Origin of the sequence: Pseudarthrobacter sp. NCCP-2145, from assembly GCF_023708005.1 — a bacterium.
Lineage (GTDB): Bacteria > Actinomycetota > Actinomycetes > Actinomycetales > Micrococcaceae > Arthrobacter > Arthrobacter oxydans.
The window spans coordinates 246,609-262,416 of sequence record NZ_BRCG01000003.1 but is presented as its reverse complement, the minus strand read 5'-3'; the positions used below and the strand labels follow the sequence as shown (position 1 = coordinate 262,416).

The 15,808-nt window shown below is 66.5% G+C and carries 17 protein-coding genes; 6 read left to right on the top strand and 11 right to left on the bottom strand.

The genetic code is table 11. The annotated features are described in order from the left end of the window. Positions 1-19 precede the first annotated feature (19 nt). The 6 genes from NFU08_RS04200 (at position 20) to NFU08_RS04175 (ending at position 7,077) form a co-directional block, all read left to right on the top strand. A complete protein-coding gene (locus tag NFU08_RS04200; RefSeq protein WP_174178405.1) occupies positions 20-1,360 on the top strand; it encodes an MFS transporter in 1,341 nt (446 codons plus the stop codon). After that, on the top strand, positions 1,357-2,259 hold the full coding sequence (locus tag NFU08_RS04195; protein ID WP_174178404.1) for a transketolase: 903 nt from the start codon (positions 1,357-1,359) through the stop codon (positions 2,257-2,259). The genes NFU08_RS04200 and NFU08_RS04195 overlap by 4 nt, the downstream gene beginning before the upstream one ends. Next, entirely contained in the window at positions 2,256-3,302 is a 1,047-nt protein-coding gene (locus NFU08_RS04190) for a transketolase family protein (protein WP_217432513.1), read from the top strand. The genes NFU08_RS04195 and NFU08_RS04190 overlap by 4 nt, the downstream gene beginning before the upstream one ends. A 131-nt stretch (positions 3,303-3,433) precedes the next feature. Beyond that, on the top strand, positions 3,434-4,093 hold the full coding sequence (locus NFU08_RS04185; RefSeq protein ID WP_174178402.1) for a GntR family transcriptional regulator: 660 nt from the start codon (positions 3,434-3,436) through the stop codon (positions 4,091-4,093). A 125-nt stretch (positions 4,094-4,218) separates the two neighbouring features. Continuing rightward, positions 4,219-6,528 (top strand): maltose alpha-D-glucosyltransferase, encoded by a 2,310-nt coding sequence (gene treS / locus NFU08_RS04180; RefSeq protein WP_251420925.1) that lies wholly within the window; start codon positions 4,219-4,221, stop codon positions 6,526-6,528. A 96-nt stretch (positions 6,529-6,624) separates the two neighbouring features. Then, the gene (locus NFU08_RS04175) at positions 6,625-7,077 is read left to right on the top strand and encodes a transferase (RefSeq protein ID WP_251420923.1); all 453 of its coding nucleotides are present in this window, start codon (positions 6,625-6,627) and stop codon (positions 7,075-7,077) included. Positions 7,078-7,138: 61 nt separating this feature from the next. On the opposite strand, the gene NFU08_RS04170 is transcribed toward NFU08_RS04175, so the two are convergent. From NFU08_RS04170 to NFU08_RS04120, 11 genes are all read right to left on the bottom strand, one after another. Then, positions 7,139-8,194, bottom strand: coding sequence for a HoxN/HupN/NixA family nickel/cobalt transporter (locus NFU08_RS04170; RefSeq protein WP_251420921.1), 1,056 nt, complete (start codon positions 8,192-8,194; stop codon positions 7,139-7,141). After that, entirely contained in the window at positions 8,194-9,084 is an 891-nt protein-coding gene (locus tag NFU08_RS04165; protein ID WP_397425148.1) for an urease accessory protein UreD, read from the bottom strand. The genes NFU08_RS04170 and NFU08_RS04165 overlap by 1 nt, the downstream gene beginning before the upstream one ends. Next, complete coding sequence (gene ureG / locus NFU08_RS04160; protein ID WP_251420919.1) at positions 9,081-9,698, bottom strand: urease accessory protein UreG; 618 nt, start codon at positions 9,696-9,698, stop codon at positions 9,081-9,083. Before ureG ends, NFU08_RS04165 begins: the two co-directional genes overlap by 4 nt. Before the next feature lie 12 nt (positions 9,699-9,710). Continuing rightward, complete coding sequence (locus NFU08_RS04155; RefSeq protein WP_251420917.1) at positions 9,711-10,418, bottom strand: urease accessory protein UreF; 708 nt, start codon at positions 10,416-10,418, stop codon at positions 9,711-9,713. Continuing rightward, positions 10,399-10,878: an urease accessory protein UreE gene (gene ureE, locus NFU08_RS04150; RefSeq protein WP_188728985.1), complete on the bottom strand. Its 480-nt coding sequence runs from the start codon at positions 10,876-10,878 to the stop codon at positions 10,399-10,401. The genes NFU08_RS04155 and ureE overlap by 20 nt, the downstream gene beginning before the upstream one ends. A gap of 26 nt (positions 10,879-10,904) precedes the next feature. After that, entirely contained in the window at positions 10,905-12,698 is a 1,794-nt protein-coding gene (ureC, locus tag NFU08_RS04145) for an urease subunit alpha (protein WP_251420915.1), read from the bottom strand. Next, positions 12,695-13,033: an urease subunit beta gene (locus NFU08_RS04140; protein ID WP_174178385.1), complete on the bottom strand. Its 339-nt coding sequence runs from the start codon at positions 13,031-13,033 to the stop codon at positions 12,695-12,697. The genes ureC and NFU08_RS04140 overlap by 4 nt, the downstream gene beginning before the upstream one ends. Positions 13,034-13,044: 11 nt before the next feature. Continuing rightward, positions 13,045-13,347: an urease subunit gamma gene (locus tag NFU08_RS04135; protein ID WP_104185865.1), complete on the bottom strand. Its 303-nt coding sequence runs from the start codon at positions 13,345-13,347 to the stop codon at positions 13,045-13,047. Between the two features lie 137 nt (positions 13,348-13,484). Continuing rightward, on the bottom strand, positions 13,485-14,036 hold the full coding sequence (locus NFU08_RS04130; protein ID WP_188728983.1) for a cysteine hydrolase family protein: 552 nt from the start codon (positions 14,034-14,036) through the stop codon (positions 13,485-13,487). A gap of 60 nt (positions 14,037-14,096) precedes the next feature. After that, positions 14,097-15,101 (bottom strand): LacI family DNA-binding transcriptional regulator, encoded by a 1,005-nt coding sequence (locus NFU08_RS04125; RefSeq protein ID WP_174178373.1) that lies wholly within the window; start codon positions 15,099-15,101, stop codon positions 14,097-14,099. 117 nt (positions 15,102-15,218) lie between these two features. Then, the gene (locus NFU08_RS04120; protein WP_188729230.1) at positions 15,219-15,794 is read right to left on the bottom strand and encodes an HhH-GPD-type base excision DNA repair protein; all 576 of its coding nucleotides are present in this window, start codon (positions 15,792-15,794) and stop codon (positions 15,219-15,221) included. Between the last annotated feature and the right edge of the window lie 14 nt (positions 15,795-15,808).

The window sequence follows — 15,808 nt, the reverse complement described above, 5'->3', positions numbered from 1 at the left end:
TTTTCGAAAGGGAAACACCATGAGCAACGAAGCTCTAAAAATGCGCGGCCATGTGCATGGCACCAAGGATGCAAAGCGGGTAGCCGTCGGCTCCGGAGTCGGCGCCGTGATTGAGACCTACGACTTCATCGGGTTCGGCACCGCTGCGGCCCTGTACTTCGGTACCGCCTTCTTCCCCACGGGCGACCCCGTGACCGGAACGCTTGCGGCGTTCGCCACCCTGGGCGTCGGCTTCGCAGCCCGCCCCATCGGCGGCATCATCGGCGGACACCTGGGTGACAAGGTGGGCCGCAAGCCCGTCCTGGTGGCTTCCCTCATCCTCATGGGCGTAGCCACGTTCCTCATCGGCCTGCTCCCTACCTACGAGCAGGTTGGCCTCCTGGCACCGGCCCTGCTGGTGTTTGTCCGCATCGTCCAGGGCCTGGCCTTCGGCGCAGAGTGGGGCGGCGCCATCCTCATGAGCTACGAGCATGCGCCGTGGAAGTCCAAGGGCAGGTACACCGGCATCGTGCAGGCAGGCTTCCCTGTGGGCCTCCTGCTGGCCAACCTCGTCTTCCTGGTCAGCGTGAACCTCGGCGGCGAACTGGCCTGGCGCGTCCCGTTCCTCGCGAGCATCGTGCTCGTCGCCGTCGGCCTGATCATCCGTTCCAAGGTTCCGGAGTCCCCCGTCTTCGACGAGGTCAAGGAGAGCGGCTCGATCGTCAAGTCCCCCATCGTCGAGGTCATCAGGACCGACTGGCGCAGCATTGTCCGGGGCATCGGCCTGCGCATCGCCGAGACCGCCGGCTACGCCGTCTCCGTCACGTACATGATTTCCTACCTGCACACCCAGCAGCTGGCGGACAAGACCGAAACCCTGGTGGCCCTCTGCATCGCCTCGGCGGTCGGCATTTTCGCCACGATGGCATGGGCCCGGCTCACGGACCGTATTGGCCGCCGTCCCCTGTACATCTGGTCCTGCGCCTTCGCCGCCCTGTTTGGCATCCCCATGTTCCTGCTGGTCAACACGGGAATGTTCATCTTCGTCATCGCCACCATCGTGATCTCCTACGCGGTCTGCCAGAACTCGCTGGCCGGCGCCCAGGGCCCGTGGTTCCCGGAACTGTTCCAGGCCAAGACCCGCTCCTCCGGCGCCTCCCTGGCGTACCAGATCTCCGCCATGGTCTCCGGCTTCACCCCCTTCGTCACCACCCTGCTGTTCGTAGCCCTTGGCTGGATGGGCCCCGCGCTCCTCTTCAGCTTCTACGCAGCCATCGGTCTCTGGGCCGCCCTCGTCACCCGGGAAACGTGGGGCAAGCGCGAGCGCCAGCTGGCAGATGAAGCCGCCAAAAGCACCCCGCAGTCAGTGACCGTCTCATGACCATCACCCACGAATCGAACACGGAGTCAGCAATGCCCGCAGGAATCGTCCAGGACCGGTTGGCGCACGTCAGCGCTGCGGCCTACCGCATCCGGCACCATGCCCTGAACATGGGCGAGGTCCAGGGGCAGGGCTATGTTGGCCAGGCCCTCGGGGCTGCGGACATGCTCGCCACGGTCTACGGCGACCAGCTCCGCTTCCGGGCGGAGGACCCGCACTGGGAAGCACGGGACAGGTTCCTGCTCTCCACCGGCCACTACGCGATCGGCCACTACGCGGCCCTCGCCGAGGCCGGCATCCTCCCCGTGCAGGAGCTGGAAACCTACGGATCGGACGATTCCCGGCTGCCGATGTCCGGCATGTCCACCTACACGCCGGGCATGGAAATCTCCGGAGGGTCGCTGGGGCACGGGCTCACCATTGCCGTGGGCATGGCCCTGGGCCTGCGCCACCAGGGCTCCAGCGCCCGCGTCTTCAACTTCCTGTCCGACGGCGAACTGGACGAGGGCTCCACCTGGGAGGCCGCCATGGGTGCGCACCACCACCAGCTGGGCAACCTCACCGCGATGGTGGACATCAACGCCCTGCAGGCCGACGGCAAGACGGACACGGTGCTCCGCACCGAGCCGGTGACCGAGAAATGGGAATCCTTCGGCTGGTACACGCAGCGGGTGGACGGAAACGACGTCGGCGCGCTGCTGGCAGCGTTCGACAACGCAGCCGCCCAGGCGGCCGCCGTCGGACGTCCTTCGGTAATCCTGTGCGATACCAAGGTGGGCCGCGGAGTGCCGCTGCTGGAGGAGCGCGAAAAGGCGCACTTCATGCGCATCGACGAACACGAATGGCAGGTCTGCCGCGAGCAGCTCACCGCCGGATACGAAGGAAAGGCTTCAGCATGAGCACCACCACCTCGGCCGCCGCTGCGGCACCTACAGTCACCGCAGCAGCCGCTGCAACACCGGCCAAGCCGAAACTAAAGACCTCGGCGATGATCGCCTCCTTCGCCGACCCCGGACAGAAGACCGCGTCTGCCCCGTTCGGGCACGCACTGGTGAAGGCTGCGCAGGAGAACGACAGGATCGTCGGCCTGACTGCGGACCTGGGCAAGTACACGGACATGCACATCTTCGCCAAGGCCTTCCCGGAGCGCTTCTTCCAGATGGGCATGGCCGAGCAGCTGCTGTTCGGCGCCGCGGCCGGGCTGGCCGAAACCGGCCTGGTACCGTTCGCGTCCACCTACTCCGTGTTCGCCGCCCGCCGCGCCTACGACTTCCTCTGCCTCGACGCTGCCGAGCCGAACCTGAACGTCAACATCGTGGGTGGCCTCCCCGGCCTGACCACCGGATACGGCCCCAGCCACCAGGCCACCGAGGACATGGCGATCTTCCGCGGCATGCCCAACCTCACCATCGTGGACCCGTGCGACTCGATCGACATTGAACAGGCCGTTCCGCAGCTCGCCGCCAGCGACGGGCCCACCTACCTGCGCCTGCTCCGGGGCAACGTCCCCACCGTCCTGGACGAATACGGCTACACCTTCGAACTCGGCAAGGCCAAGGTGCTGCGCGGCGGCAACGACGTCGTCTTCATCTCCTCCGGGCTGATGACCATGCGCGCGCTGCAGGCAGCGAAGGCGCTCGCGGCACACAACGTGGACGTTGCCGTCGTCCACACCCCCACCATCAAGCCGTTCGACGCCGCCACCGTCCTTGCCGAGATCAACACCGACCGGCTTGCCGTCACCCTGGAAAACCACTCCGTGGTGGGCGGCCTGTTCGAAACGGTCGCCTCCGCCGTCGTCACGGCCGGCGTGGGCAAGCGCGTGGTACCCGTGGCCCTCCCGGACCAGTTCCTCGACGCCGGCGCCCTGCCGACGCTGCACGACCGCTACGGACTGGCCGTGGACCGCATCGTGGCGAAGGTCCTGGCCGAACTCGGCTAGCTGGTGCGAACCACGGAGCAGGAACCACGGAAAGCACGGCACCGGTCCCGGCCGGTGCCGTGCTTTCTGCCGTACTATCGAAACTATTACCGACTGTAGACAGTCGACTTCCAACATTGAGGATGGACGCCATGGCCGGAGCGACAGCACCGCTGCTGGGACTGGAAAAGAAGAGCCTGCGCGAGCAGGCCCTCTCGGCACTGCGCACAGCGATCACCAGCGGAGAGCTGGAACCCGGCCGCCACCTGGTGGAAACCGAACTTTCGGAGATGCTCCGGATCAGCCGGGGAACACTCCGTGAGGCGCTCCGCCAACTGGAACAGGAGGGCCTGCTGTCCGCCGGTCCCCGCGGCAGGCTCTCCGTCCGCCACCTGGACGAGAAGGAAATCCGCGATATCTACGCCGTCCGCGCCGCCCTTGAGTCCCTGGCCGCCCGGACGCTCTGCGAACTGCCGGACCGCCAGCACGCCATCACCTCCCTCCGCGCAGCCATTGACACGATGAAGGCCGCGGAAAAGGAGAGCCTGCAGCAGCGGGTCGAATCGGACCTGGAGTTCCACCGCACCCTGTGCCGGCTCACGGGCAACGAAACCCTCCTGCACACCTGGGAATCCCTGGAAGGGTCCATCAGGATGTCCATCATGTTTGCCGGACTCGAAAAAGGCGTCAAGAACATGAGCGTGGACCGGCACCACGACATCGTGGCCGCCATTGAGACCGGCGATGCCTCGCTGGCGCGGAAAACCATCAGGGCCCACATGGACACGGCGGCCGCAAACCTCGTGGCCTAGCCGTTTCTTGGTAGTTTCGTAGTTCGCCCCGAATAGTCCCGGCACCCCCGGGTACAGGGATTATGGACAGGGCGGCCAGGCAGCACGCCTTGGGACCGCGGAAACAACTTGTAGAAAGAGGACTCATGCGGGAACCTATGGCCAGCGACGGTGTCTTTGAACCGGAGACCGTTGCAGGTGATGACCAGGAAGCAGGTTCGGCGGCAGCTGAGCCCTTGGTGGAACCGGACGTCAATTTCGACGAACATCTTTATCCTGCCCGGCCCAAAGCGCTGAGGCCGACCGCGCGCCGCCGCCAGTACTACGCCACCAGGCCGTCCTTCGAATTCGATGGGCGGAACGCGGCCTACGTCGAATGGCTGCGGAACCAGGCGATGCTGGGAGATGCGAACGCACTGGCCCGGCAGCTGTCCGGGCAGGCCAGCATGTGGCAGAACTCCTACGCGCATCCCAACCCCCGGGCCGCCGTGGAGCGCGCACCGGTGTGGTTCACCGCGTACCCCCTGTCCTTCATCACCAGGTCCAGCCAGTCCTTCCTCTCCGCCCTGGGCGATCCGGCCATGTGGGAAGCCTTCAGCGAAATCGGGATCCGGGCCATCCACACGGGCCCGGTCAAGCTGGCGGGCGGCATCAGCGGCTGGTCCCAGACGCCCAGCGTTGACGGGCACTTCGACCGGATCAGCATGGCGATCGACCCGGTGTTTGGCACGGAGGACGAGTTCCGCTCCATGTGCCAGGTGGCCACGGACCACGGCGGCACGATCATCGATGACATTGTTCCCGGGCACACCGGCAAGGGCGCCGACTTCCGCCTCGCCGAAATGAACTTCCGGGACTACCCTGGGATTTACCACATGGTGGACATCCCGGAGGAGGACTGGCACCTGCTGCCGGACGTGCCGGAGGGGCAGGACTCGGTGAACCTGAGTCCCGACTCGGAACAGGCGCTGCAGAAGGCAGGCTACATCATCGGCCGGCTGCAGCGGGTCATCTTCTACGAGCCCGGCGTCAAGGAAACGAACTGGAGCGCCACCCGGGCGATCGTTGACACCACAGGGAAGACCCGCCGCTGGGTCTACCTCCACTACTTCAAGGCTGGCCAGCCCTCCATCAACTGGCTGGACCCAACGTTCGCCGGGATGCGCCTGGTGGTCGGTGACGCGCTGCATTCCCTGGTTGACCTTGGCACCGGTGCGCTCAGGCTCGATGCGAACGGGTTCCTGGGCGTGGAGAAAAGCGCCGAAGAGCAGCCGGGCTGGTCCGAGGGGCACCCGCTGTCCGAGGCCGCCAACCAGCTCATCGGGTCCATGATCCGCAAGGTGGGCGGGTTCTCCTTCCAGGAACTGAACCTGACCATCGACGACATCAAGGCCACCTCGGAAGCAGGCCCGGACCTTTCCTACGACTTCATCACGCGGCCGGCGTACCACTACGCGCTGGTCACCGCCGATACCGAGCTGCTGCGCCTGACGCTCCGCCTGTCCATGGAGATCGGTGTAGACCAGGCGTCGCTGGTCCACGCGCTGCAAAACCATGACGAACTGACCTACGAGCTGATGCACTTCGCTGCCGGACACCGGGACGAGATGTTCGAGCTCGCCGGCCAGGAGCTCACGGGGGCGCAGCTCGCGGAGCAGGTCCAGCAGACCATGCGGGAGCGCCTGACCGGGGAGAACGCCCCCTACAACGCGGTGTTCACCACCAACGGGATCGCCTGCACAACGGTCAGCTTCATCATGGCCGCCCTGGGGGTCCAGGACCCCGACGCGATCACTCCGGAGCAGGAGGCGCAGATCCTGGACGTGCACATCCTCCTGTCCATGTACAACGCCCTGCAGCCCGGCGTCTTTGCCCTGTCCGGCTGGGACCTTGCCGGCATCACCGCGCTGGACCGCAAGAGCGTGGAGGAACTCACGGCCCAGGGTGACACCCGCTGGATCAACCGGGGGGCGCACGACATCATGGGCACCAGTCCGGATGCGGAATACTCCTCCTCCGGCATGCCGCGGGCCCGCAGCCTCTACGGCCCGCTCCCCGACCAGCTGCAGAATCCCGGCTCCTACGCCAGGCGGCTCCAGCAGATCCTGGCTGTCCGCGAAGAACACGGCATCGCCACGGGGTCGCTGCTGGATGTGCCCGGCGTTTCACACCGCGGCCTGCTGGTGATGGTCATCCAGCTGGGCAGCGGAGCGCTGGAGGTGACGGTGCTGAATTTCTCCGACCAGGACATTGCCGGCAGCATCCAGTCCAGCCACCTGGTCCCCGGGTCCGCCGTGCACGACCTGTTCAGCGGGGCAGCGGTTGGCCAGGTTGATGACCTGCACAGCTTCTTCCTCGAACTGCCTGCCTACCAGGGGACTGCCCTGCTGCTGACAGAGGAGGACCCCGGCCCTGGCGAAGAGGAAAGCGCAGGGCACGGGGAGGCCTCGCCGTAGCGAAGGGGGCGCCCGGCGCCGTTCGGGAATCCCTTTGAGTTGTGAACCGTTAACTGAATGTGCGGCTGGAGTGCCGCGCCGTTAACGAGGGATTGAATGAACGCGAAGTTTGTTTCAGTGGAAGACGACGCCGGAAAGGTCACCCGGTACGTCCGGCATGCCAACGGCGGCGGACTCGTTGCCCCCGGAGCCTCGGTCCCCGAAAATACCCGCGTCGGCCGCATGACGTATGTGGAGCAGGGTGCCAAGGTGGGTCCCGGGTGCCGAATCGGCCACGGCAGCTGGATTGACCGCGACGCCGTAATCGGCGAGCGCGCCGTTATTGGCGACGGCGTGCGCATCGGCCGCGGAACGGTGATCGGGAACCGGGTGAACATCGGCAGCCACTCGCGGATCGGCTCCGGGGTCCTGATCGAGCACGGGGTCCAGGTCCACGCAGACTCCGCGGTTCCGGACGGCGGGCAGGTCCCCGCAGGTTCGCGCGCGCCGCGCCGGGCCCAGGGGAAAGGCAGGCAGCACCGGCAGGGCAGCGGCCGGGTGGCCGCCTGAGCCGCCCAGCACTGAGCCGCCCCACCCTGAGCCGCTCCGCCCTGTTATGGGCAGCGGCCGCTCAGTGCCTGGGGCTGCCCGCCAAGCGTCCCTTAACTGCCGCCGCTCCCCACACGGCCAGCAGCAGCGCCACCAGCAGCAGGCCTGCGTCGCCCAGGTCGAGGGATTCCAGCCACACCGTCAGGGGATCTTCCAGTGCGAAGGCGGCGTTGGCGAAACCGCCCAGCGTGATCACCGCGATAAACAGGGCGGACACCGCTGAGATGCCGGTGACCACGGCGTTGAAGCCCAGCCGCCGCTGGGGGTCCTCCAGGGCAGAACGGTACATCCGCATCATGGCCACCCCGTTCAGCGAATCGCAAAGGGTCATCGCGGCCGTGAACGCCAGCGGCAGCGCCAGGAGCGCGAACGGCGGCACCCCCGCCAGCGAGGCCGCCGTCGTCATCATCAGCAGCCCGATGGTGGTGGCAGTATCGAACCCCAGCCCGAACAGGAACCCGATCACGTAGATATTCCGCGGCCGCCGCACCCTGGACAGCGGCCGGGCCAGCAGCAGGGCCACCAGTCCCCGGGGCTCAAGGTCGCCTGGGTCAACCGTCGCCCCGGTCCGGGCCCGGCGGTAGGCCCGCGCCGAACGCGCGAAGGCCGAACCGTTGAACAGGCCCATGGCCAGCAGGAACAGCCCGGAGACGCCGCTGCCGATCAGCCCGAGCACCAGGTTGCCCGTGGTTCCGTCCTGCATGAACTGGCCCGCCATGCCCGCGCCGGCAACCACCAGGATCCCCGCCAGCGTCACCACCGAACTGTGGCCGAGGCTGAAGGCGAAGCCCACGCTCACCGGATCCTGGCGCTGTGCCACGAACTTGCGTGTCGAGTTGTCGATCGCGGCGAGGTGGTCCCAGTCGTAGCTGTGCTTGACGCCCGCCAGGTAGGCCGTGAGGACGAGCCCCCAGATGAACGGCTCCGCACCGGACCCGGCGGCGTTGCCGGCCAGCAGGAGCACGACGGCGGCCGCGTGCAGTGCGGCCACCGCACCGAAGGTGAACAGCAGGCGGGTCCGCAGCGGCAGTGCCTCCCGGTCCCGGTACAGCGTAGTGATGTTCGTGATGGCCGTCATCAGTGCTTCCTCAGGTTCAGCGGTTCCTGCCCGTGCCACCGTTTCCGGAGGACGGACGTGCAGGCAGCAAGCAGGTTGTTCAGTTCCCCCGTGCTGTTGGACAGGGCGCGCAGTACCAGCCCGGTGGTTCCCGAGGCCGTTCGGGTGAGGGAAATTCCGGTGCGGGCATCCTGGTCCTGGGCCAGGGCGTGCAGGTCATCGGCGAGCGCCTGGTCCACCCGGGGATCCACCACCAGCAGCGAGCCCACATGGCTGAAACCCTCCATGAACCCCAGGCCCGTGACATCCCCGGCCGGCGGGCGGATCAGGAGGTTGTCCAGGGCCAGGAGCCGGGTTCCGTCCGGGCCCTCCACCCGGATGCTGGTGCGCAGCCGGACCTCCTGATAACGGAAGGCGGCGCCGTCCGGCGACCATCCCGGAGTCACCACCTCAGCCATGACCAGGGACGACGACGGCCGAACCGTGATGTGCGTGTGCTGCCGGTAGCTGGCCTCCCGGTAGGCGATGAGCTGGTCCGGCATGAGCTCCAGCCGTGCCCCCTCCCCCAGCCGGACAGCCATCCGCTGCTCGGCGTAGGACCCGGGCGTCCGGTAGACCTTCGTGGCGGACTGGGTGGTAAGGAGCAGGTCAGCCCCGTCCTGCACTTCGATGTCCAGCACGAACAGATCCGCCCCCAGGTACGCCCCGCCGGGATTTACGACCACATAACAAACCTGCCCGGAGTCATCCAGGTAATGCGGCCGCAGTACTCGCAGCGCTCCCTGGTGGTACTGATGCGCTGCCACGGATCGCTGACCACGCACAGCGACTCGAAGCTCGAGACGGCCCATCGGTGACGCAGGCCCAGATGGGATGACCTCCTCAGGTGCAGGGGCCGCCGTCGTGCTCATTGCGCCAGGTCAAGCATCAGGACGTCGCGCCTCACCCATTCGATGACGGCGTCGAGCCCTTCGTCGGTTTTGAGGTTGGTGAAGCAGAACGGCTTGGCCCCGCGGAACTCTTTGGAATCCCGTTCCATGACGGCGAGGTCCGCCCCAACGTGGGGGGCGAGGTCGGTTTTATTGATGATGAAGAGGTCGGACTTGATCATGCCCTGGCCGGCTTTGCGGGGAATCTTTTCGCCCTGGGCCACGTCAATGATGTAGATGGAGAAATCGACCAGTTCGGGGCTGAAGGTGGCCGAGAGGTTGTCGCCGCCGGATTCGACGAAGATGACCTGCAGGTCGGGGTGCCGGGCTTTGAGTTCCTCGATGGCGGCGGTGTTCATGGAGGTGTCTTCGCGGATGGCGGTGTGCGGGCAGCCGCCGGTTTCGACGCCAATGATCCGGTCCACGGGGAGGATGCCGTTGGCGGCGAGGATCTTGGCGTCCTCGATGGTGTAGATGTCGTTGGTGATGGCGGCCATGGAGACTTCCCCGCTCATGTGCCGGGTGAGCCGCTCCACGAGCTGCGTCTTGCCCGCCCCGACGGGTCCGCCGATGCCGATTTTGATGGGTTCAGCCATTTAATCCTCCTGCTAGCTCATGAACATCCGGGCACGTTGGCGTTCGTGCCGCATTTGTGAAATTTCCAGTCCGGGGGTGACGGCCCCGAAGTCGTCCGGCGTCAGGTGCGGTATCCGTTCGACGGCGGCAGCAACGCCGTCGGCCGCCTGGCGAAGCAGCCGCTGGCCGGCGTTCTGGCCCAGCGGGATGGCCCGGACGGCGTTCTGTGTCAACGAGGTGACGGCGGCGAAAAGGTAGGAGGCGAGGGCTTCCGGCAGCGGCACCCCCAGGGAGCGCGCGACGACGGCGAACGCCAGCGGCTGGTGCCCCGCGGCCCGGCCGGTGGCCACCAGGTCCCGGTACAGTTCCAGCTCCGGCGACGGGAAGACCTCCGCCCCGATTTCGAGCAGCCGCAGGCCCATCTTGATGCTGGCCTCCCGGACCTGCCGCGGCAGCAGCGACGCCGACAACAGCTCATCCAGTTCCCCAGGATCCCACCCCTCATACAGGAACCGGATGGCCAGCCCGTCCGAATAGGAAAGCGACTGGGAGATGAACGTACCGAGCCACACGCCAAACGACCCCTCATCAGAGACCACCCCGGCATCGACATAAGTCTCAAAACCAAGAGAGTGCGCAAACGCCCCCGTAGGAAGCGCGGAATCGGTGAGCTGCTGCAGCGCCAGCTGGTAGCTGCCGACACTGGCGGTGCCGCTGGAACTAGTGCGAGTGTTCAGCATGGCGGAAAGGAACAGGCATGACGCGTTCCTGGCGGGTATACGGCGCACCGACGCTTCGGAGGTAGTCCTCGACGGTGTGGTCGTAGGCGCACACCATGACCTCGGCCCCGTACTCCGAAGCACCGTCGAAGAACTGGGCCTGGAGGTGCCGGTTGCCGAGGGAGTGTGCCACGACGCCCATCTCGTGGATGGTCCGCGGTGCGATCACCAGGACGTCGGTGGGCAGCACGGACACCACGATCATGTTGGCGTCCTCGACGTGCAGGATGTCGCCGTCGCGCAGGTCGCCGGAGCCGGAAGGGAGCCGGATGCCGATTTCCTTGCCGTGGTCCGTGGTGGCGCGTTGGATCCGTTTGACCAGCTGGGCGCTGGGAAGCACCACTTTCTCCTGGTGCAGGTTGGCATAGGTGTCCGGGTCGGGGAGTTCGTGCAGGTTGCCGAGGACTTTTTCGATGATCACGGGGTTCTCCGGGGGCTTGGAAGAATTCAGAAGAGAAAGTAGCGCTGGGCCATGGGCAGCACGTCGGATGGTTCGCACGTGACGTCTTCGCCGTCCACGGTCACCTGGTACGTTTCGGGGTCCACCTGGATGTCCGGGGTGGCGTCGTTGTACTTCAGGTCCGCCTTGGTGAGGGAACGGATGCCGGAAACGGTCCGGATCACCTTTTCCAGCCCCAGCTCGGCGGGGACCCCGGCGTCGATCGCGGCCTTCGACAGGAAGGTGATGGAGGACTGCTGCACGGCCTTCCCGAACGCGGCGAACATGGGCCGCATGGTGCGCGGCTGCGGAGTGGGGATGGAGGCGTTGGCGTCCCCCATCAGCGCGTACGCGATCTGCCCGCCTTTGAGCACCAGTTCCGGTTTCACGCCGAAGAAGGCAGGATCCCACAGGACCAGGTCGGCGAACTTGCCCACCTCCACGGAACCTACGGAGTCCGCAATGCCCTGCGCGATGGCCGGATTAATGGTGTATTTGGCCACGTAGCGCTTGAGGCGGAAGTTGTCGCTGCCCGCACTGCCGTGCGCCCCGCCGTCGTCATCTGCCGTATCCGCGGGATCTGCCAGCACCCCGCGCTGCCTCTTCATCTTGTCCGCCACCTGCCACGTGCGGGTGATCACCTCGCCCACCCGGCCCATCGCCTGGGAGTCGGAGGAGGTGATGGAGAAAATCCCCAGGTCCTGCAGGACGTCCTCGGCGGCGATGGTCTCGGCGCGGATCCGGGAATCGGCGAACGCAACGTCCTCGGGGATGTCCGGATTGAGGTGGTGGCACACCATGAGCATGTCCAGGTGCTCCTCGATGGTGTTGCGCGTGTAGGGAAGCGTGGGGTTGGTGGACGCCGGCAGGACGTTGGGCATGCCCGCGATTTTGATGATGTCCGGCGCGTGCCCGCCGCCGGCGCCCTCGGTGTGGAACGTATGGATGACGCGGCCGTTGATGGCGCGGATGGTGTCCTCCACGAAACCGCACTCGTTGAGGGTGTCCGTGTGGATGGCCACCTGCACGTCGTATTTGTCGGCCACGGTGAGGGAGGTGTCGATGGAGGAGGTGGTGGAGCCCCAGTCCTCATGCACCTTCAGCCCGATGGCCCCGGCGCGGATCTGCTCGGCGAGGGGTTCGACGGCGGAGGCGTGGCCCTTGCCGAAGAGCCCGATGTTCATGGGGAACCCCTCGGCGGCCTGCAGCATGCGCTGGATGTGCCATTTTCCGGGCGTCACGGTGGTGGCTTTGGTGCCTTCCGCCGGGCCAGTGCCGCCACCGATCATGGTGGTGATGCCGCTGGTCAGCGCCGTGGGGATCTGGTCCGGGGAGATGAAATGGATATGGGTGTCCACTCCCCCGGCCGTGAGGATCTTGCGCTCGCCGGCAATGATTTCAGTGCTCGCTCCGATCACGATGTCCACACCGTCGGTGATCTGCGGGTTGCCGGCCTTGCCGATCCTGAAGATGTGTCCGTCCCTGATGGCGATGTCTGCTTTGTAGATGCCCGTGTAGTCCAGGATCACGGCGTTGGTAATGACGGTGTCCGGCACACCGCCGCCGGAACCAAGATCGCCGGAACCAGGATCGCCGGAACCGTCGCCGTCCCGGGTCACCTGGCCGTTCTGGCCCATGCCGTCGCGGATCACTTTGCCGCCGCCGAAGACGACTTCCTCGCCGTAGACGGTGAGGTCCTTCTCGATCTCCAGGAACAGGTCGGTGTCCGCCAGGCGGATTTTGTCACCGGCGGTCGGGCCGTACAGGTCCGCGTATTGCCGGCGGGGGATCTCGAAACTCACTGGACGTCCCCTTCCGGGCGGGTGCCGCCGTCGAGCTTTCCGTTGACAGCGTTGCTGAGCCCAAACACCTCGCGGCGCCCGCCCAGTTCGATCAGCCGCACGCTCCGGGCGTCCCCCGGCTCAAACCGTGCTGCCGTTCCGGCAGGAATGTCCAGGCGCCGGCCGTAGGCGGCATCCCGGTCGAAGGCCAGCGCGGCGTTGGCTTCCGCGAAGTGGAAGTGGGAACCCACCTGGACGGGCCGGTCGCCGGTGTTGGTCACGGCGACCTCGATCGCCCTCCGCCCGGCGTTGGCCGTCACCGGCTCGGACCGGAGGACGTACTCTCCTGGAATCATGGCCTGCCCTCTCAGCGGATGGGATCGTGGACGGTGACGAGCTTGGTGCCGTCGGGGAAGGTCGCCTCGATCTGCACGTCGTGGATCATCTCGGGCACCCCTTCCATGACGTCCCCGCGCGTCAGCAGGGTGGTGCCGTAGCTCATGAGGTCGGCAACGCTGCGGCCGTCGCGGGCACCCTCGATCAGTTCGTAGCTGATGATGGCCACAGCCTCGGGGTAGTTGAGCTTGAGGCCGCGGGCCTGGCGTCGCCGTGCGAGGTCGGCGGCCACCACGATCAAGAGTTTTTCCTGCTCACGCGGCATCAGATGCATGTTGGGTCCCTTCAGCTGGCCGCTTGCGGCGGCGTGGGATCCACAGTAGGTTGCGGACGTTTCCGCCACGTTTCAGGTTTGTTATGGCCGGCTCTCCAATCACCGGGCGCCGGTCCGGGCGGTTCAACGCGGCAGTGTCAGCGGCTGAGCCGGGCCAGGATCTCGTCACTGGACTGGACGGGCTGGCGGTAGCTCGTGGAGAGGATGCGCAGCATGTCCGCGGCGTCCTGGCTGTCCTCGGAGGCCATTGCATCCTTGGCGTACGTGACGCGGATGTTGTGCGCGAACGCATCCGCGCCGGTCTGGGCGATGCAGTTGTGCGTAGATACGCCGGCGAGCACGATCTCCTCAGCGCCCCAGTTGCGCAACCTGGCCAGCAGGTTGGTTCCCACAAAAGCACTGTCCCGCGTTTTGGTCAGCTGCGGCAGGCCGTCGGTGCCCAGTCCAGGCACGGCCTGGGCCTGCTGGCTGCCGCGGAAAATAAAGCCTTGGTCATCGTCCAGCATGTTCAGGGACCAGGTGGATTTGTCCCGTTCGTGTTCCGTCCCCACCAGCAGGACCTTGTGCCCGCTCGCTTCGAACCCCTCCATCAGCCGGTTGCAGGACGCCACCAACTGCTCCTGCCTGGCCGCAAGTTCGGGCGCCTCGAAAAATGCGTTCTGCATGTCAATGACAAGAAGGGCAATCATATGGCCGCCTTTTCCTCGTTGTTCTGCCGGAAAAGTACCCCAGGGCCGGGCGGGCGAAACCTAGGGTGCGGACTCGCGGACCTTCAGCTGGAACCCGGCTTCGATGTGCGCTGCCTGCTCCGCCGCCTCGCGCCCCTCGATCCGGTCGATCAGCAGGCCGATGGAGCGCTCCGCGATCTCTTCCATGCCCGGGGAGACTGTGGTCAGCGAAGGCGATGCGAACCGGGCCTCGTCGATGTCGTCGAACCCCGCCACCGCCACATCCTGGGGCACCCGGACCCCGCGGATCAGCAGCTCGTGCATGGCACCCAGCGCCAGGACGTCGTTAAGGCCGAACACGGCGTCGAACTCCACACTCCTGTCCATCAGCCCGGCTACGGCGGCGGCGCCGTTGTCCCGGCGCCACTCGCAGGGGGCGACCAGTTCCGGGTTGAAAGGGACACCTGCTTCCTCGAGGGCCTTGCGGTAACCGTTGAGCCGCAGGCCGGCACTGCCCACGGACTCCTCCGGATGCGCCCCGATCACGGCAATCCGGCGGCGGCCTCCCGCCAACAGGTGGGCGGTCAGGGCGGCGGCGGCCTCGCCGTTTTTCATGGTGACCAGGTCTAATCGGGGGTCCAGGATGTGTTCACCCAGCAGGACCAGGGGCTTCCTGCCCAGGCGGTCGGCGATGGCGTCCGCGTCAATGACCAGCGGGGTGAAGAGGAGGCCGTCGGTGAGCTGCCGGAACGGGCCCTGCAAGGCGTTCAATTCCACCCCGCCAACCGCGTCCGACTGTTCCACCAGGACGCGATAGCCACGGCGGGAGGCAGCCTTCATCAGCCTGGAGGCAAGCTCGGCGTAGTACGGCGCTGAGAGGTCGGACAGCACCAGGCCCAGCATCCTGGTTTTCCCCGAGCGAAGGCTCCTGGCGGTCAGGTTGGCCTCGTAGCCCAGTTCCGCGATGGCATCCTGGACCCGTTTTTTGGTGGCAGGGCGGATGAACTCGTAGTCATTGAGCACGTTGGAGACAGTCTTAAGCGACACCCCCGCCGCCCTCGCAACGTCATTCATTGTGACCGCCATCGTGGCTCCTTTATGTGGTTCCGCCAGTTCCTGCCATACATCGTTGCAGACGTTGGCGGCCTTGCCGCAACCGCCGGTCACGCACGGCCGCGGCGGAACTGACCCAGGAAGCGCGGGTCAGGCCTTCGCCGCTTTCGCGGCCGCCTTGGCTGCCTGCTTGCTGGCCCGCACCTTGGCGAGGGATTCCGGGTCCACGATGTCGGCCACGGAGAGATAGGAGCCCTCCTCGCCGTAATGGCCGGCGGCTTCACGCCACCCCGGCGCCTGCAGTCCGCACTGCTTGCCGAGCAGGGCCAGGAAGATTTTGGCTTTCTGCTCGCCGAAGCCGGGCAGGGCCTTCAGCCGGCGCAGCACCTCGGCACCGTCCGGGTTGCCCCTGGTCCAGATGGCGGTGGCATCGCCGTCCCACTCGTTCTGCACGGTTTCCGCGAGCGCCTGAACCCTGGCCGCCATCGAGCCGGGGAAGCGGTGGACGGCCGGCCGTTCCTTGAACATCTCCACAAAGGCGTCCGGGTCCTGGGAGGCGATGGCTCCGGGCTCCACGGATCCGATCCTGGCCCTGATTTTCTCCGGACCGGCGAAGGCCGATTCCATGGTCACCTGCTGGTCCAGCAGCATGCCTGTCAGCAGCGCGAAGGCGTCCTCGCTCAACAACTTGTCTGCGGCGGGATCACCCGTGATGTGGAGTTCCATGCCGCCATCCTCCC